This is a genomic window from Nonomuraea sp. NPDC050328 (assembly GCF_044459405.1).
Classification (GTDB): Bacteria; Actinomycetota; Actinomycetes; order Streptosporangiales; family Streptosporangiaceae; genus Nonomuraea.
The window spans coordinates 311,406-327,140 of record NZ_JBITIW010000003.1; the positions used below are offsets into that span (position 1 = coordinate 311,406).

At 69.3% G+C, this 15,735-nt stretch carries 16 protein-coding genes; 12 read left to right on the forward strand and 4 right to left on the reverse strand.

Features of this window, described 5'->3' with window-relative positions; genetic code table 11:
- Positions 1–2: 2 nt before the first annotated feature.
- The gene (locus ACIBG7_RS12850) at positions 3–788 is read right to left on the reverse strand and encodes a hypothetical protein (RefSeq protein ID WP_397336219.1); all 786 of its coding nucleotides are present in this window, start codon (positions 786–788) and stop codon (positions 3–5) included.
- 413 nt (positions 789–1,201) lie between these two features.
- Positions 1,202–1,519, reverse strand: a complete 318-nt coding sequence (locus ACIBG7_RS12855; RefSeq protein WP_397336220.1) for a hypothetical protein — start codon at positions 1,517–1,519, stop codon at positions 1,202–1,204.
- Between the two features lie 329 nt (positions 1,520–1,848).
- Here ACIBG7_RS12855 and ACIBG7_RS12860 point away from each other — a divergent pair, with 329 nt between their 5' ends.
- Together ACIBG7_RS12860 and ACIBG7_RS12865 are read left to right on the forward strand one after the other, a co-directional pair.
- Positions 1,849–3,231, forward strand: coding sequence for a hypothetical protein (locus tag ACIBG7_RS12860; protein WP_397336221.1), 1,383 nt, complete (start codon positions 1,849–1,851; stop codon positions 3,229–3,231).
- 29 nt (positions 3,232–3,260) lie between these two features.
- Positions 3,261–3,737, forward strand: a complete 477-nt coding sequence (locus ACIBG7_RS12865) for an SAM-dependent methyltransferase (RefSeq protein WP_397336222.1) — start codon at positions 3,261–3,263, stop codon at positions 3,735–3,737.
- A gap of 4 nt (positions 3,738–3,741) precedes the next feature.
- Here the strand turns inward: ACIBG7_RS12865 and ACIBG7_RS12870 are convergent, their stop codons facing one another.
- Complete coding sequence (locus tag ACIBG7_RS12870) at positions 3,742–4,494, reverse strand: GntR family transcriptional regulator (protein ID WP_397336223.1); 753 nt, start codon at positions 4,492–4,494, stop codon at positions 3,742–3,744.
- 247 nt (positions 4,495–4,741) lie between these two features.
- Here ACIBG7_RS12870 and ACIBG7_RS12875 point away from each other — a divergent pair, with 247 nt between their 5' ends.
- The 9 genes from ACIBG7_RS12875 (at position 4,742) to ACIBG7_RS12915 (ending at position 12,715) form a co-directional block, all read left to right on the forward strand.
- Entirely contained in the window at positions 4,742–5,116 is a 375-nt protein-coding gene (locus ACIBG7_RS12875; RefSeq protein WP_397336224.1) for a WhiB family transcriptional regulator, read from the forward strand.
- A complete protein-coding gene (locus ACIBG7_RS12880; RefSeq protein WP_397336225.1) occupies positions 5,113–6,591 on the forward strand; it encodes a DUF2637 domain-containing protein in 1,479 nt (492 codons plus the stop codon). Before ACIBG7_RS12875 ends, ACIBG7_RS12880 begins: the two co-directional genes overlap by 4 nt.
- Positions 6,588–6,995, forward strand: a complete 408-nt coding sequence (locus tag ACIBG7_RS12885; RefSeq protein WP_397336226.1) for an SsgA family sporulation/cell division regulator — start codon at positions 6,588–6,590, stop codon at positions 6,993–6,995. Before ACIBG7_RS12880 ends, ACIBG7_RS12885 begins: the two co-directional genes overlap by 4 nt.
- Positions 6,996–7,160: 165 nt before the next feature.
- Entirely contained in the window at positions 7,161–7,412 is a 252-nt protein-coding gene (locus ACIBG7_RS12890; RefSeq protein WP_397336227.1) for a hypothetical protein, read from the forward strand.
- A gap of 189 nt (positions 7,413–7,601) precedes the next feature.
- Entirely contained in the window at positions 7,602–7,892 is a 291-nt protein-coding gene (locus ACIBG7_RS12895; RefSeq protein WP_397336228.1) for a hypothetical protein, read from the forward strand.
- A gap of 12 nt (positions 7,893–7,904) precedes the next feature.
- On the forward strand, positions 7,905–8,372 hold the full coding sequence (locus ACIBG7_RS12900; protein ID WP_397336229.1) for a hypothetical protein: 468 nt from the start codon (positions 7,905–7,907) through the stop codon (positions 8,370–8,372).
- A gap of 4 nt (positions 8,373–8,376) precedes the next feature.
- Positions 8,377–9,210, forward strand: a complete 834-nt coding sequence (locus ACIBG7_RS12905; RefSeq protein WP_397336230.1) for a hypothetical protein — start codon at positions 8,377–8,379, stop codon at positions 9,208–9,210.
- A 104-nt stretch (positions 9,211–9,314) separates the two neighbouring features.
- Positions 9,315–11,255, forward strand: a complete 1,941-nt coding sequence (locus ACIBG7_RS12910) for a hypothetical protein (protein WP_397336231.1) — start codon at positions 9,315–9,317, stop codon at positions 11,253–11,255.
- 497 nt (positions 11,256–11,752) lie between these two features.
- Positions 11,753–12,715, forward strand: coding sequence for a winged helix-turn-helix domain-containing protein (locus ACIBG7_RS12915; RefSeq protein ID WP_397336232.1), 963 nt, complete (start codon positions 11,753–11,755; stop codon positions 12,713–12,715).
- Positions 12,716–13,259: 544 nt separating this feature from the next.
- Here ACIBG7_RS12915 and ACIBG7_RS12920 read toward each other — a convergent pair.
- Complete coding sequence (locus ACIBG7_RS12920; RefSeq protein ID WP_397336233.1) at positions 13,260–14,234, reverse strand: hypothetical protein; 975 nt, start codon at positions 14,232–14,234, stop codon at positions 13,260–13,262.
- An 80-nt stretch (positions 14,235–14,314) separates the two neighbouring features.
- Between ACIBG7_RS12920 and purB the strand changes: the two genes are divergently transcribed.
- Positions 14,315–15,733 carry an adenylosuccinate lyase gene (gene purB / locus ACIBG7_RS12925; RefSeq protein WP_357924022.1) on the forward strand — a complete coding sequence of 473 codons (1,419 nt, stop codon included), beginning with the start codon at positions 14,315–14,317 and terminating at the stop codon, positions 15,731–15,733.
- Positions 15,734–15,735 lie beyond the last annotated feature (2 nt).

Here is a 15,735-nt window from a genome sequence, read left to right on the forward strand (position 1 = left end):
GTTCAGCCTCCAGAGCGCGGTAAGGGAATGGCGATGTGTCGCTCCCCCCAGGCGAGCGTGAGAGCGGTCAAGGTGGACAGGTGCGGCCCGGCTGCCTCCCTCCATCGGTCGGCGAAGTCGGCGGAGGTGATGGGCCAGGGCGTGCCGGGGTCGGCGCGAGCAGCCCAGGTACGGACCGCCAGGTCGTCGTAGGGGTAGAAGGAGAAGTCGCCGGTGTAATCGGCGATGGCGGCCGAGGCGGTCCACGGGCCGATCCTCGAGACGGTCATCACTGCCTTGAGCGTCTCGGCGGGGGCGAGAAGCTCCCATCCTGGCCCGTCGGCTAGGTAGCGCTCGGCGGCGGTACGCAGCGGCCGGGCCTTGAACGCCATGCCGAGGTCGTTGAAGACCTCGGCCTTCAGGCCGGCCACCGTGGCCGCGTCAGGCATCAGATGGGTGTCCTCGACCGGATGGCCGACAGCGGCGCGGAAGCGCTGATGCATGAGCCTGGCATGCCCGGCGCGGATGACCTGCCGGATGATGGCCGTAGCCAGCGCGTCCCACAAGTCCGGATTCCGCAGCCGGGCGACCGGTCCGGCCTGCCGCAGCGCCGCCAGCAGACCAGGCGGGGTCAGCGTCGGATCCAGTTTGGCAGGGTCATAGACGTCGACGCGTGGATCGAGGGCGGAGGTCTTGATCAGGGTCGCAGAGAAGAGGGGCTGGGTGTTGACTTGCCAGATGCCGCCGCCGGCGCGCACGGCGCGCACCGGTCCGGTTTGGCAGTGGTCCCATCCGGGGTGGTCGAGCATGAAGTGGGTCATGAGGTGCGTCATCCCGAGATCAGAGATGGTCGTCGGCCATGGGGGTTCGGCGGTGTCTGGCTGCGTGGGTGGTGCCTGCGGTCCCGGGAGATACGGCCGGAGTGTCGCCCCCACTCCAGGTGCTTCCGGCGGTGGGGTTCGATCCCGGGACCGCAGGGTTGTGCCCGGCAGGCTCTCCAGGCAAGGCGGGCACCTGCCAAGCCAGGGTGTGGGCTGCGAGAGCCTGCCGGAGTTCAAGTTCGACCTCGACCATCAGGTCCGTGAGCTGGGCGTCGTCCTTGGCCTCGACGACACGGCACTCGCTCGGGTCGGCCAGATGCCAGGCGGACAAGGTCTGGGCCCACGGACGCCAGTAGAACCACCAGTGCCCTGGGGTAGGCGATGGGGGCGCCGTGACCTGATCACGGGTGGGCGGCATCGTTCTCCTCCGGAAGGTCGAGAGCGAATGCGACGAGTTTGGTCAGCGGCGGAGGAAGAGGCTGTTTGATGAGCACGCGATAGTGGGCGGCGAGCCTTACGGCGGCAGTGGGAGCTACCCAGGCGAATGTCCAGAGCGTCCGGCCCCTCCGGCTGGAGTGAGGCGAGCACCACCAGATCATCCGCCCGTCCGTCATCGCCACGAGGTAGGGCCACAGGCTGCACACGGCCCTCTCGGCGTCTCCCAAGACCATCGCTGGAACGTTGAGGATCGCGAGTTCGGCCCGCAACTCCTCCGCCATCTCGTCGGCTGCTCTCGCAGGCAGGTCGGAGGTGATTCCGGTCAGTGGCCCGAGTTGTTGAGGGGGCCCAGGATCTATGGAAGCCACATGGCCCTCCCCTGCCTGCGAGGTTGGATGGTCGCCTCCTATCTGACCCTGGGCGGGCCGAGATGGGGAGATGGCCGGACAGGCCGAGGTGGTCAACGTGGTCAAAGATCAACAACGGCGCTACTGGAGATCTTGTGGCGCTTTCCTGAAGGGGCTGGGAACGACCCCCGCAGCCAACTACGGTTGGTGACAGGGGGCTAGATCGTTCATGACACAGGACTGAACTGCGGGAGAGCCCAGACATGGCGCGCGTTCGCAACGACCGGCTGGCCAACCTGCTGACCGAAGCGGGGTGGTCACGCGCCCAGACGGCGGCTGCGTTCAACCGCGTCGCACGAGACAGCGGAGTCTCCCAGGCGCATGTCGGCCGCTCGCACATCAGCATGTGGGTCGCGGGCAGCCACCCCTCTGGTCAAGCGCCAGCGCTGCTGTGTCAGGCTTTGTCTCGCCGTCTGGGGCGCGATCTCACCCTCGCCGATCTCGGTTTCGCCGACTCGGCCACCGCCGGGCAGGAGCCGCCTCCGTGGCACCTGGACCCTGTCGCCGCGCTGGCCAACCTGGGGAGATCGGACTTGGACCCAGACCGCAGAAAGCTGCTGAAGGGCGCCGTCTACTCGGCGACCTCGCTGGCGTTGCCCGACCAGGTGTGGTGGGATCGCATGGCCTCCACCCCGGCCGCCGCGTCAGCGCGACCTCAGCGGATTGGAGCGGGTGACGTCGACACCGTGAGGGACCTGTTCGCCACCTTCTCCCAGATCGATCAGCGGCGCGGCGGCGGCCACGGCCGGACCGCGCTGGTCCAGTACCTCCACACGGAGGTCGCAGCGTTCTTGCGCGGGACGTTCCCCTCCGACCAGGTACGCGCGGAGATGTTCTCCGCGGCCGGCGAGCTGGCGTACCTGTCGGGCTGGATGGCCTTCGATAACAGTGAGCACCCGCTGGCGCAGCAGTACTTCTTGCTCGCGTTGAAGCTGTGCGCACACTCCGGGAACCCTCCGCTGACGGGGCACGTCCTGCGCGCCATGGCGCACCAGGCGCTCGATCTCGGTCACCCGCAGCGCGGCCTGGAGCTGGCCGAGGCGTCCGTGCAAGGGCAGCGTTACCTGTCGGCCACCCCGAGGGAGCGGGCCCTGCTCGGCGTCGTCTACGCCCGCGCTCAGGCCAGCGCCGGACAGTCCCGGGCGGCGGCTCAGACGCTCCTACGCGCTGAGGACGACCTGTCGGAGGCACGGGATGGGATCACTGAGCCGTTCCGGACGTTCTTCTTCGCCACCGCGAGCCTGGCCCACGAGACGGCCTGCACCCTGCGCGCCAGCGGAGACCACCGGGGCGCGATCCGCCAGTTCCGGCACAGCGTTCGCACCCGCGGTGCCGCTTTCAAACGCACCCACGCTGTGACGCTGGGATACCTGGGCGCGGCGCACCTATCGGTCGGCGAGGTCGACCAGGCGTGCGCCACGTGGGACACGGCGTTGCAGGCCATGCAGGACGGGGTGTACTCCGGCCGCGCACGCAAATCCGTGGTCGAGATGCGCACCCTGTTGTCGCCTTACCGCCGCCGCGGCATCCCAGCGATCGCCGACCTCGATGCGCGCGCCGCCGCGTACCTGGCCAACCTCGACTGACCAGCCAGCCCGATACGAATGGAGCTCCCGTGGCCGAACCCTTGACGATCACACCGATCGGCGTAGTCGTCGGCGGACGCACCGAACCGACCGACGACCACTGGGGAGAGCAGGCGATCATCCGTCTGAACGCCGATTTCCCGCATGAGGTGGTTCAAGGGCTGGAGGAGTTCTCGCACCTGGTGGTTGTGTGGCACTTCCACCGTGCGGCTCCGACCGACGTGGCGCTGCACGCCCGCAGCCCCCGCAACGATCCCCGCTGGCCGCCCACCGGGACGTTCGCGCACCGCAACCACCGCCGTCCCAACCAGCTCGCCCAGTCCTTCCCCCGGCTGCTCAAGGTCGACGGACTCGATTTGCACGTCGCCGACTTGGATGCCGTCGACGGCACGCCCGTCTACGACCTGGCACCCTACTTCTCACAGATGGGGCCGCGTGGTCCGATTCGGCAGCCGGACTGGCCGGGGGAGATGCTCTCCGACTACTGGGCCGACCCTCAGGAGTGACCCGTCACCAGGCAGGCGGGAAGGGCGCGTCCACGGTCTGGATCCGCACCCGCTGAGGATTGGTCACGATGCGGAGCAGTTCCACGGCGCGGCCGTCGTTATCGAGGGCAACGCACTCGGCCAGCAGGACGTGAGCGCCGCGTGGCAGCGTCAGCTGGGCTGCTTCCTGGCTGGTCGACGGGCGCGTCCACACCGTGGCGCGCGCGATCCTCGCGGGTGCGTGCCCGAGGCCGGCCAGCGCGACTCCGGCTCCGGTGTCGATCGTCGCCGGTCGTGTCAGCGCACTGTCTTTGACGAGGTCGGCGGGGTAGACGGCGCGGTCAAGCCGGATCGTGGCCCCGTCGATCGTGGCGCGCCGCACGCGCGTGACCACCTCATCACCTGTCCGCAGGTCCAGCAGTTCGGCAACGTCGGGGCTCGCTGGCCCGCGCTCGACGTCGGTCACCGTCATGTCACCGACGGCTCCGGCGAGTTGGCAGCTCAAGCGCCACAGGCGGCCGTGGGCCAGCACGTTGAGCGGCACGTTGACGATGGCAGGTTGAGGGTCGAGTACGAGCAAGCCCTTGTTGGCTACGCGGCGGATCAGGAGCTGCTCGGTGAGCGCGCGGGCGGCTGCGGCGATCGTGTTGGTGGCCACGCCGCCGTACTCCTGGCGGAGCTGGTCGCGGTGCGGCAGGTAGGAGCCGGGCTGGAACTCGCCCTCGCGGATCCGTTGCGCGAGGTCGCTCGCGATCCGCTTCCACTGCGGCTCTGCCACAGGGCCCCCTCATGTCCGGTGAGTCAGAGAGAGGTTAACGCGTCCTGCGGCAACGTCCCTACCAGCTGAGTTGACACGAGTCCCCTTGGGGACTCATCCTGACCTCCGTGCCCCCTGTTGTTGCAACAACAGGGGGAGGATTTGACCAAAGAGTGCGGCCCCCGGATTGATGCGTCAGCCAAACGCTCCGGGAGCCGCCGTATCTCCCTCACCCGAATGTGAGCCACGACCCGAAGGACGTGAAGAGATGTCCCTCAGTATCGCATCGCCAGCGCCGAATCAGGACGTACCCACGACAACCCTGCAACAGCAGGTGTCCGCAAACGCCGGATGCGCCGGCCGAGCCGTCGACGACTTCTTCCACGGCAAGACCAGCCGCGTCGGCGCCATGCGCCTGTGCGGCGCATGCCCCGTCGTCGCCGAGTGCAGAGAGCTCCAGACGCGTTCAGACCTCGCGCGCGTGCTCGCCGCCAAGAACAAGGCGGAGGAGCTGCGTCTCATCTACGGGGTGTTCGGCGCTCAGATCGCCGCCGACCGCCGCGAAGAGGTGCGGGCGCGTTTGCGTACCCTCAAGTCGCAAGCGAAATCGCTTGCGACTTTCCCTCAGGAGGTAGCGGCGTGAAGCTGTGGTTCGCGCGCAAGCACGATCTCGATCCGGAGCAGGCTCGCCAGCGGCTTGAGGCCGAACGGCTCAATCAGGAACGCCTGGCGCTTCTCGTCCAAGGAACCCGCGAAAGGACCCTGGCCGAAGACGCCGCACGCCGCGAGCACGCCGAGCAGGCCGCGGCCGAGCGCGTCCGGGCCCTCCAGGAGGTCGAGAAGCTGCGCACCGAGCGTCGCGCCGCGAGCCGGCAGCGATGGGCGAGCCGCGGATTCCACGCGACCCTTGCCACCGGCATCGTTGGCGTGAACGCAGCGGCCGTCCTCGGGCAGGTCCTCGCGCTGGTCCTGGTGTCCGGATGGCCCTGGTGGGCGGCACTGCCCCTGGCCGTCGTCGTGGAGGCCATCGCCAACATCGTCGGATTCTTCAGCCACGACAAGACCATCAAGGGCTACTCGGCCCCGCTCCTGCGCCTGCTGTCGCTAGCCATCGCCGCGGCGATCGGCTGGTTCAACTGGCAGCACAATCTCGACCATCCCCTGACGAGCGGCTACGCGATCGTCTTCGGGTGCGCCTCGCTGTTCTCGCCGGTGCTGTGGCAGCTGTACTCGGGCTGGCGGCGCTGGGACACCCAACGGGAGCAGGACCTACTCGTCCGGCAGAAGCCGACGTTCGGCGCGTGGCGGTGGATCATCCCCTCGCTGCGGGGCGAGACCTGGGCCGCGTTCAAGGTCGCCGTCGCGGAAGGAATCACCACCCGCGAGGAGGCGCTGGCGCGAGTCCGTATCGACCAGCTCCGCGAGCAGGCTCACACGGCGGTGGTCACCACGCACGGGCATGCTCTCGAACTCGCCCTCGCGCAGCTCGCCGCCACCGCCGCCGAGCTGTACGGACCCGATCCCGATCCGGCGGCCGTCGAGGCCATGAGCAACATCCAGAATTTCATCAGCCGATTCGGCCCGATCATTCCGCCGTTCAATCCCGCAAGCGAAATCGCCATCGGATCGGATCGCCTGCCGATCGAGTCGGGCCGCAGCAGCACCACTCCCACTGAAGCGGCACCCGACCGCGATCGGGTGTCCGGCCCGATCATCCACGAGCCCGATCGGCCCGCTGGCCCAGCCGATCCGACCCCAATCGACTCCACCCGATCGGAACAGCCCACCCGATCGAAGCACCCGACACCCAACCCGAACGACACCGAATCGGTTGCACCGAGCAGCCCCACCTCATCCGACTCGACCACCCGATCGGCCGATCCCACCCCGGCCCGGCCCAGGTCAGCACCCGATCCGACCCGATCCGATCGGCGACGGACCCGCCCGATCGAAGAACTCCGATCGGAAGCCGCTGACCTGATCGAGCAGGGCGAACTCGATCGGCCCGTCACCGCCGATCGGCTGATGGAACTCCTCCGGATCGGCCCGGCGAAAGCCCGGCCACTGCGCGACCAGCTCAACCAGGAACCGATCAACGGACACGAGGTAGCCCCATGAACTCCATCCAGACCCGCCTGCCCCTCGTCGACGCCGACCCCGTCCACGATCGGGCCCTGATGGTGTGGCTCGCCTACCGATCGGACGACCCGTTCTTCGTGACGTTCTCGATCCGCACCCGCAAGGGCATGAAGACCGTCGCGGAGTACCCGCGCCAGCACCTCGACGACGCCCTTGGCCGCCCGACCCGATGGGCGGACATGCAGGTCCATCCCAACCCCGACGACGCCGGCTCCATGCTGGTCCGCCTGCCCGGGGCGATGGGGGAGCGGCTCTACCTCATCAGCAAACGGCTGGTCTGCGACTTCCTCGTCAACAGCTACAGCCTCGTCCCTGACGGAGGCGAGTGGGACCTGAACTGGGACGCCTGGGCGGCAACCCTGGCCGCAGAAATCTCCGCCTGATGTCACTCACCGTGACAGCCTCGGGCGCGGTCCCCTTCGACTCACGTCCCCTACCTGCCCAAAGGCGGGCCCCCAACGCGCGGACGCGCACATGCGCACGTGCACCCGCGCGCGAGACCACCCTACTCGGCAACACGGACAGTAGCCACAGGCAAGGAGGAACATGTGGCAGATCCACACCCCGTCAACGGCAGTGAACGCCGCTACCTCAGGCGCGCCAAAACCGCCAAGGACGGCCGCGACGTTCTGCAAGCCGCCTGGGGATGGCTCCTGGCCGAACTGACCGACCTCGCACACCTCAACCCCACCCGCGCCGACGCCGCCCGCCGCGACCTGGCCGAGCAGCTGTGCCACATCGCCCGCGACACCCTCAAGGAGGTGAACGATGAGAAGGCTCGTCAGCCCCTTCGCCGATGACCCCGAACCCCAAGACCCCGCCCCGCAGGCCGAGCAGGAGGGCCGCGTCTACGCCTTCCCCGGCGGCCACGACGCCCCCGCCGAGCAGCAGCCGAAGGTCACACCCGCGCTCGTCGTCTGGCGCGCCGCGGGTGAGTGGCGACGCTCCACCACTGCGACCATGAAGAAGGCGGTCACCGGCGACACCGTGTGTTCGCCGAACAGCTGCCGTCCGTCGAGGAGATCGTCCACCAGTACCGGACCGCGACGCCCACCGACGTCGTGCCTCTCCTGCTGCTGTACCGCGCCTACGGCTTCCTCGTCGTTGTCCCGGCCAACGTGCTCACCCAGACCGCGCTGTGGCTGGCCCGCTACCCCGCCCGAACCCTCACCTTCCTGGCCGTCGAACGACTGCTCGTCCTGGTCAGCCCACAGGCCCGCGACCTGATCGCCACGGTCATCAAGTGGCTGTCGTCGGCCGCCCTCTTCCTCCTCACCTGAAGGAACCCCGCCATGAACTCGCTACTCCAGTGGGCGGCCGGCCTCGGCACGACCGTCATCGTCTACTTCGTCGCCCGCCCCTTCATGAAGCGCCGCAAGGCCCCGTTCCTCTGCGTCGTGCTCATGTTCATCGCCGGATGCACCCTCGCGCTGTCGCTCGTCGGCGACCCAATCACCTGGGCGACCAGCTGGGTCCCCGACGAGATCCTGCCCATCGTGACCGCCAGCGCCCTGGCCGGGTGCGGCCTCGGCGTCGTCCTGGACGTCAGCGACTACCTGAAGAAGCGCAAGGGCAAGGGCAAGAAGGGCGACCAGGGGGAGGGGGGCAAGGGCCTGGAGCAGCCCACCATGTGGATCGCCGCTCTCGTGCCCACGCTCATCCTGCTCGTGCCCAGCGTGAACAGCCAGCTCACCCCCATGGTCAGCAAGATCGGCACCACCGCAGACAACGTCATCTCCCAGATGACGGCCGGACGGTGACCCCATGATGCTGCTCCTCTCCCTGCTCATCGCTGCCCTGCTGTGCAGTCTGATCCTCTGGCGACGTCCCGACACCCGCTCCGCCGCGATCGGCGCATGGAAGGCCGGGGCCGACCAGGCCGCCGCCGAATTCCGCGACGGATACCAGGCGCTGCGCAGCACCTACCGGAACACCCGCAAGCAGCTGCTCGACGGCAACCCCAGCTGGAAGGAGCCGCGCCGCTGGCTCGCCGCCGGCCTCGCCCTCACCTGGGGAACCGCCAGCCTGGCGGGCGGAATCCTGTACGGCACCGGAAAGACCATCGCCGCAGGCGGACGCATCCTGTTCAGCGCCTACCAGGGCATGGCCGCCGCGTATGCCGCCTACCAAGACGAGCACGCCGAGCCGATCGAGCTGGAGATCATCCAGGACACCCAGCACGTGTGCCGCGACTGCGCGTCCCCGCACGCCGTCCACTACCCCGACCGCGACCCACCCGGCTGGTACTGCCGACCCTGCGCGGCCCGCCGTACCAACCTCGACCAGGCCGCCCCCGACGACGAGGCGGCCCCAGCACCACCCGCACCTGAAGAGCACCACCCATCACCGAAGGAGCCCACCATGACTGCTGCAGAAGCCAACGGTCTGGCCAGCCTGATCGTCTGGTGCGACAGCGAAGCCGCCGCCCAAGCCGGTCGCGTCTCCGGCAGCGACAACGTCAAGGGCAACATGCTCAGCGCCCTGGCCGGTCACGGCGAGATCATCACCCTGCTGTCCGCCTACCAGGACACCGTCGCACTGGCCAAGTCGCAAGCGGACCAGCTTGCGGAAGCCGTCCGGGCCCTGGCCAACAACTAGCCGCGCTGGCGGCCTGCGTCGCCGTCCGTCCCCGACCGATCGAGGGGCCCGGGACGGACGGCGGCACTGGACGCCAGACCCTCGCCCAGACCTGAGGACACCCCATGACCATCACCGCCGACCAGGACGCCGAGCAACCGACCAGGACCCCAGGCAAGGAGCTGCGCCGCGCCGCGCGCAAGACGGCATTCAGGCACCGCCACTCCCTGATCATGCTTGCCCCGATCGTGTGGCTGAGCGGCCTCCAGTTCGCCGGTTGGCTGTTCGAGATCACCGCGATGAGTCTCCTGCTGCGTCTTGGCCTCGTCATCGTCGGCGTCGCCGCAGCCGTCATCGCCATCGCCCGGCGCGGCGTCGCCCCATTCGGCGTCGGCATCACCCTGAGCTTCCTGTGGCTGCTGGCCGCCTACATCTGGGGCCCCTACGGCGGGACCGCGCTCGTCCTGTGGAGCGTGGGCCTGGTGATGGCGGTCCCTTTCTGGCGACGCCACCGCGCCCGCTACCGCAGGGGCCCGGTGGCCAACGAACCTCAGCCCGAGCTCCCGGCGACGCCAGCAGTCGACCAGACACCCGTCCAGCTGTGGGCTGAGCGCGCCGCACCAAACAACCCACACCTCGCCGGCACACACCTCGCCACCCCCGAAGCACTTCCCGGCATCGGCTTCACCGCCGAGATCGTCGGCGTGCCCGGCAAGACCCAGACCGACAACCTCATCAAGGCCACCGGCACCATCGCCTCCGCCTGGGAGGTCTCTCTCCCGCAGGTGATCGTCGAGCCGACCCGTACCGGCAACAACTCCCGCGGCCGACTCACCGTGATCGAGCGAGCCGACCAGCTCCAGCAGACCCGCTTCCTCGAGGAGGACCAGGCCCGCATCGACCCCGACACCGGCATCGCCCGCGTCGGCTACTTCGGCGATGGGCAGCCCGCGCACTGGGCGTTCTACACCAAGAAGCGCGGCGCCCAGATGGGGTGCAACTGCGGCACCACCGGCTCAGGCAAGTCCGAGTTCGGCTCCACCAAGATGGCACTCGCCCGAGGCTGCGAGACGATCGCCACCATCCTGTTGGACGCGCAAGGCGGTAACAGCCAGCCGGACTGGAACGACCGGACGAACCTGACCGCGCTCGGCGTCGAGAAGGTCTTCTCCACCACGCTCGCGCTCGACTACGTGATGGGCCGCCGCTCCGAGTTCCTCGCGAGCGTCTCATGGGTCGACGAGCACGGCCGGGAGCGGCGCGGCAAGAAGTTCCTCTTCCCGGGAGACCCGGACGTCGGCGGCAGGCCGGGCGTGCCCTACTCCGGGATGAAGATGCTGCTCCTCGTCTTTGAGGAGCTTCCGCTGCTGCTGAAGTCGCCCACCTACGGCAAGCAGGCCATCGACATCCTCGGCCCTGCAGCCAAGACCTGGCGCAAGCCCGGCGGCGCGATCGACATCTACGCCCAGAACATCGGCCTGGCCGAGCTCAAGGAGGACGTCTTTCGCGCCAACATCTTCGGCGGCGGCTCCATCGCCGCCTTCCGGACCGGCTCCAGCGTCGACCACCACATGGCGGGCCTTGCCGCCGACCCCAGCAAGTTGCCCGAGTACTTCCCCGACGGGCAGGAGACCGTGGGACTCGGCTACCTCAAGGGCGTCGACCGCCGCCCGGCAGCGTCTTGGCGTTCCATGATCGCCAAGGACACGTACGGCATCGCGACGTCCCCGGCCGCCTGCCAGATCGACGACATCACCCTGGGCTTCTTCGACGAGTACTTCCACCACCTCGCCCGCGGACGCCAGCCCGTCCCGCCCGCCAAGACCGGCGAGCGTGAACAGACGGGAGGCGACGTCGAGGCCGTCGTTGAGAGCGTCCTGGAGCGCGCCACGCGCTTCCTCGACGTGGCCGACATCGTCGCAGCGGCCGGCGGCCAGCTGGGCGATGCGAGCCTGAGCGAGATCAAGGCTGCCCTGGCGCGACTCGCGACCCGCCTGCCCGTCGTCCGCGACGGCGACACGTGGGCCCTGCTGTCTCCTGAGGGCACGCTCCGGCCTGGTCAATGACCCACACGAACGGCGATTGCAGACTTTTCGAGAAGTTCGCGTAAAGCTGGTAAATATCATCTTGTGGGCGCTAGGGTCGGAACGCCAGACCCGGCCCCCAACCCCGACAGCAACCCCCTCAAGGAGCCCCTGAAAAGCAGAAACGCCCCGCACAGCGGGGCGCCCCTTCACATCTGAACAGCAAGCGGATCATCTGCTCAGCTCCGGCCCACAGGCGACCAACCAAACGGCCAGAGCAGCGCATCACGAGATCCACGATCGCTTGGAGATTTACCATAGCACCTCGCCAAGCGGCTAGTCCTGCATGCCCCGAAACGGGCACACAGCTCGCCGTCCCCGGTCTCTCGGCACACCTCGCCGAAGACGAACACCACGCCGAACAGCGCATCATCGCGCCCGCACTCGGCCTCTGGTTCGATGCCGTCGACTACCTGTCCGGCGCGACCAACCGCCGCGGCGACTGGCGACGCCGCATCCTCCAACTCGCCTGGCAGCTCATGAAGCGCTCCACCCGCGACATGCTCACCGCGCCCAAGAAGGGCGCCACTTGGGCCGTACTCGCCGAGGAACTCGGCGTCAGCACCCGCACCATCGCCAACTACATGGCCTGGATGCGCGACCACGGCCTGCTGCTCACCGAGGTTCATGGCACGACCGTCCGATACCGGCCGGGCACCATGTACGGCACCCGCGACGACGGCCGGGGCAACGAGGCCGCCCAGTACCGCCTGACCATCCCCACCAGCGTCCTCGAAGGCGACCTCGAACCGGAGGCCCACAACGTCGACCAGGACGAGATCCCCTGGCCGGTCGAAACGGTGCCCACCCGGCCCCACCTCGCCCCTGTGCTGAGCATTTCCGCAGGTGAAAGCCCTGGGGACGAAACTTTCACCCCCGCCTTTGTGGTTGCTCTTGAGGGAGGATCTCTCCCATACGCACGCGCGCACGCGCGCGAGGAGACCAGCAAAAGCTGGCGACGCACCCTGCGCCCTAACCGGCAAGCGGAAATGCTTGCTGCCTGCGACCGACTCCGCTCCGACAACCTGACGCTCCGGGCGCTGTCGGCCCGTGACCTGCGCTCCCTGCTCCGTCCGCTGTTCAAGGCCGGAGCGACGCCCGCAGACGTGGAGTACGCGCTGAACGTCCGCCCTGACGGGGAGCGCTGGGGCAACATCGACCCCAGCTCGCCGACCCTGCCCCTGCCTCAGGCGGTTCGAGCCCGGACCCTGCGCGCCCGTCTCCGTCACCGCCTAGCGCTCTGGCTCGGCCCGGAGGGGGAGCTCTCTGGGGACCTGCCGTCCCAGGCGGTAGCCCGCGCCAACAGGGCTCGGGCGCGTGCAACGGAGGAACTGCCGGCCAGTGCCCGCCGCCAGACGGCCGAGGAGGTGCGGGCAGCGGTCGAAGCGTGCGCGAGGGGAGTGGCCGCGGCGAGGGCCGCGCTGCGCAAGGGCGCAGCCTGAACCGCGTCGCCAAAAGAGCGATCTAGAAATCTACAATGTAAAGGCGCTCACGCTGCCGCGTGCTCGGCCGCAGCATTACGCTGCGCCCGAATCAAACAAACAAGCTCATCGACGGAAGGGCCGCCAGGGATGTGCGCCTCGCGTGCGGCTTCCTCGGGGGAGAGGGAATCGCGTCGAGCGCGGGCACGGGCCAGGATCAGGCCCGCTGACGCGAAGGCTTCGGCACGAGTCGGCATGACTCTATTTTCGCACATTGCGCGTATTTCGAGTACATCCCGCACGCGCTGATTATGGGACAACTTGATGGGCCTGGACGCCCGCAAGGCCCTGGGGCAGGTCACAGGCATTGAATCTTCTTTGCATCAATTCAGGCATTCGGCGTTCCGGCTCTGTATGTGCTGGTCGAGCGGGCCAAGGACCGGCTGGGCGGCCGTGCGAAGGGCGCTGGCGCGCCGGAGCCGAAGGTGCTGGAGGAGGCCTCGGTCTGACCGCCGGTTCACCGCGCCCGGTACCCCCTGCGTTGGGGGTGCCGGGCGCGGTCGTGTCAGGGAGCGTGCAGGGTGTAGGGCCGTTCGCGGAGGAGCCTGTCGTAGGCGGCTCGGAGCCACGGCTCGCTCACCTGGGGCAGCCGGGCGAGGGTGCGCAGGAGAATCGCGTAGTCCGGTTCGAAGCCCAGGCGGGCGGGCGGCGGTGACGGGTGGTCGAGGTGGATGCTGCGGTGCAGGGTGCCTGAGGCGGGGGTGGGCAGGCGGTCGTCGGGGCGGGTCAGGTAGGTCCAGACGTCGGCGGCCAGGGGTGCGACGGGTGTGTCGTCGTGGGGGTGCCAGAGCAGGCCGGTCTGCGGGTGGCGGGGGACGAGCGCGATCACCTCGGGGCCGCCGTGACGCAGCGGCAGGTCGGGTCCGGCCAGGACGAGGGTCTTGGCTGGGCCTCGCCGCGGTAGCAGGGTGTCGAGGGTACGGCGCAGCAGGCCGGTGAGCGGGCCGGGCGGGACGGTGATCGGCGTGCCGTGCGATGCGGCCAGCAGGTGGGCGAGGCTTTCGCCGATCGCGGCCGCCCACATCGGATGGTGGACGCCGTCCAGGTCGACCGCGGGGATACCGGGGTGCAGTTCGCGTAACCGGTGCCAGGGCGCCGGGGCTGGCTCAGGGCCCATGACGGCGCGGACGGCGGACGGGTGCAGCCAGGTGCACTGCCACTGTCCGCAGTCGTCGACCCGGGTGGCCACCTGGTTCCCGCATCGGGCGCAGGCGGTGTTGAGGTGGCCGAAGTCTCCCGGCCCGCAGCACCCGGCTTCGCAGTTGGCGGGGATCATGACCGTGCCGCGCAGGTCGCCGGGGGTGATGACGATCTCGCCCGGCGACCGGGAGGTGTGGGGGTCGACGGCGTAGGTTCCGGGTTCCATGAGCAGGCCGAGCAGTTCGTGGCCCCAGCGCTGGCGGGCGTGCACGGGCAGCGCGACGCGCGACAGGGGCGCGGTCAGGACGGCGTCGCAGCCGGTGCAGGTGAACAGCGTCATCCGTCCTCCAGTGGTTCGGCCTCCGGATTATCGCGCCCTGGTGCGGGGGAAGGGGCGGGGCGCTTGTAGGCTGGGGCAACGTGACGAAGCCGCGTATCCCGAATGTGCTCGCCGCCCGCTATGCCTCGGCGGAGCTGGCCCGGATCTGGTCGCCGGAGGCGAAGGTGATCGCCGAGCGCCGGTTGTGGCTGGCGGTGCTGAAGGCGCAGGCGGAGCTGGGGCTGGCCGTACCCGACGGGGTGGTGGGCGACTACGAGAAGGTCGTCGAGCAGGTCGACCTGGGGTCGATCGCCGAGCGGGAGCGGGCCACCCGCCACGATGTGAAGGCGCGGATCGAGGAGTTCAACGCGCTGGCCGGGCACGAGCACGTGCACAAGGGCATGACGTCGCGGGATCTGACGGAGAACGTCGAGCAGTTGCAGATCCGGCAGAGCCTGGTGCTGGTGCGCGACCGGGTGGTGGCGTTGCTGGCGCGGCTGGCGGCGCTGGCTTCGCAGCATGAGTCGACGGTGCTGGCGGGGCGCTCGCACAATGTGGCGGCGCAGGCCACGACGCTGGGCAAGCGGTTCGCGACGGCGGCCGATGAGCTGCTGGTGGCCTTCTCCCGCCTGGAGGAGCTGCTGGTGCGCTACCCGCTGCGCGGGATCAAGGGCCCGGTGGGGACGGCGCAGGACATGACGGATCTGCTGGGTGCGCGGGCCGGTGAGCTGGAGGACCGGGTGGCGGCGCACCTGGGGTTCGAGCGGCGGCTGACCAGCGTGGGGCAGGTGTATCCGCGCTCGCTGGACTACGAGGTGGTCTCCGCGCTGGTGCAGCTCGCGGCCTCGCCGTCGTCGCTGGCCAAGACGATCCGGCTGATGGCCGGGCACGAGCTGGTGACCGAGGGGTTCAAGGAGGGCCAGGTCGGCTCGTCGGCGATGCCGCACAAGATGAACACGCGCTCGTGCGAGCGGGTCAACGGGCTGATGGTGATCCTGCGCGGGTACGCCTCGATGGCCGGTGAGCTGGCGGGCGATCAGTGGAACGAGGGGGACGTCTCCTGCAGCGTGGTGCGGCGGGTGGCGTTGCCGGACGCGTTCTTCGCCTTCGACGGCCTGGTCGAGACGATGCTGACGGTGCTGGAGGAGTTCGGTGCCTTCCCCGCGGTGATCTCGGCGGAGCTGGACCGGTACCTGCCGTTCCTGGCGACGACGAAGATGCTGATGGCGGCGGTGCGGGCCGGGGTGGGCCGCGAGCAGGCGCATGAGCTGATCAAGGAGCACGCGGTGGCGGCGGCGCTGGCGATGCGCTCGCAGGGCGTGGGGAACACGCTGGTGGAGCGGCTGGCGGCCGACGAGCGCTTCCCGCTGGACGAGGCGGCGCTGCGGGCGCTGCTGGCCGACCGGGTGGGGTTCACCGGGGCGGCGGCCGACCAGGTGGAGGCGGTGACGCAGCAGGTGGGCGCGGTGGTGTCGGCCTACCCGGAGGCTGCGGCCTACCGGCCGGGCGCGATCCTCTGACC

Excerpts from the sequence above, each read along its gene's own strand:
- ACIBG7_RS12850 (WP_397336219.1), bottom strand. The coding sequence starts at position 788 with ATGCTCGACCACCCCGGATGGGACCACTGCCAAACCGGACCGGTGCGC.
- ACIBG7_RS12855 (WP_397336220.1), bottom strand. The coding sequence starts at position 1,519 with ATGGCGGAGGAGTTGCGGGCCGAACTCGCGATCCTCAACGTTCCAGCG.
- ACIBG7_RS12860 (WP_397336221.1), top strand. The coding sequence starts at position 1,849 with ATGGCGCGCGTTCGCAACGACCGGCTGGCCAACCTGCTGACCGAAGCG.
- ACIBG7_RS12875 (WP_397336224.1), top strand. The coding sequence starts at position 4,742 with ATGTCCCTCAGTATCGCATCGCCAGCGCCGAATCAGGACGTACCCACG.
- ACIBG7_RS12885 (WP_397336226.1), top strand. The coding sequence starts at position 6,588 with ATGAACTCCATCCAGACCCGCCTGCCCCTCGTCGACGCCGACCCCGTC.
- ACIBG7_RS12900 (WP_397336229.1), top strand. The coding sequence starts at position 7,905 with ATGAACTCGCTACTCCAGTGGGCGGCCGGCCTCGGCACGACCGTCATC.
- ACIBG7_RS12905 (WP_397336230.1), top strand. The coding sequence starts at position 8,377 with ATGATGCTGCTCCTCTCCCTGCTCATCGCTGCCCTGCTGTGCAGTCTG.
- ACIBG7_RS12910 (WP_397336231.1), top strand. The coding sequence starts at position 9,315 with ATGACCATCACCGCCGACCAGGACGCCGAGCAACCGACCAGGACCCCA.
- ACIBG7_RS12915 (WP_397336232.1), top strand. The coding sequence starts at position 11,753 with ATGAAGCGCTCCACCCGCGACATGCTCACCGCGCCCAAGAAGGGCGCC.
- ACIBG7_RS12920 (WP_397336233.1), bottom strand. The coding sequence starts at position 14,234 with ATGACGCTGTTCACCTGCACCGGCTGCGACGCCGTCCTGACCGCGCCC.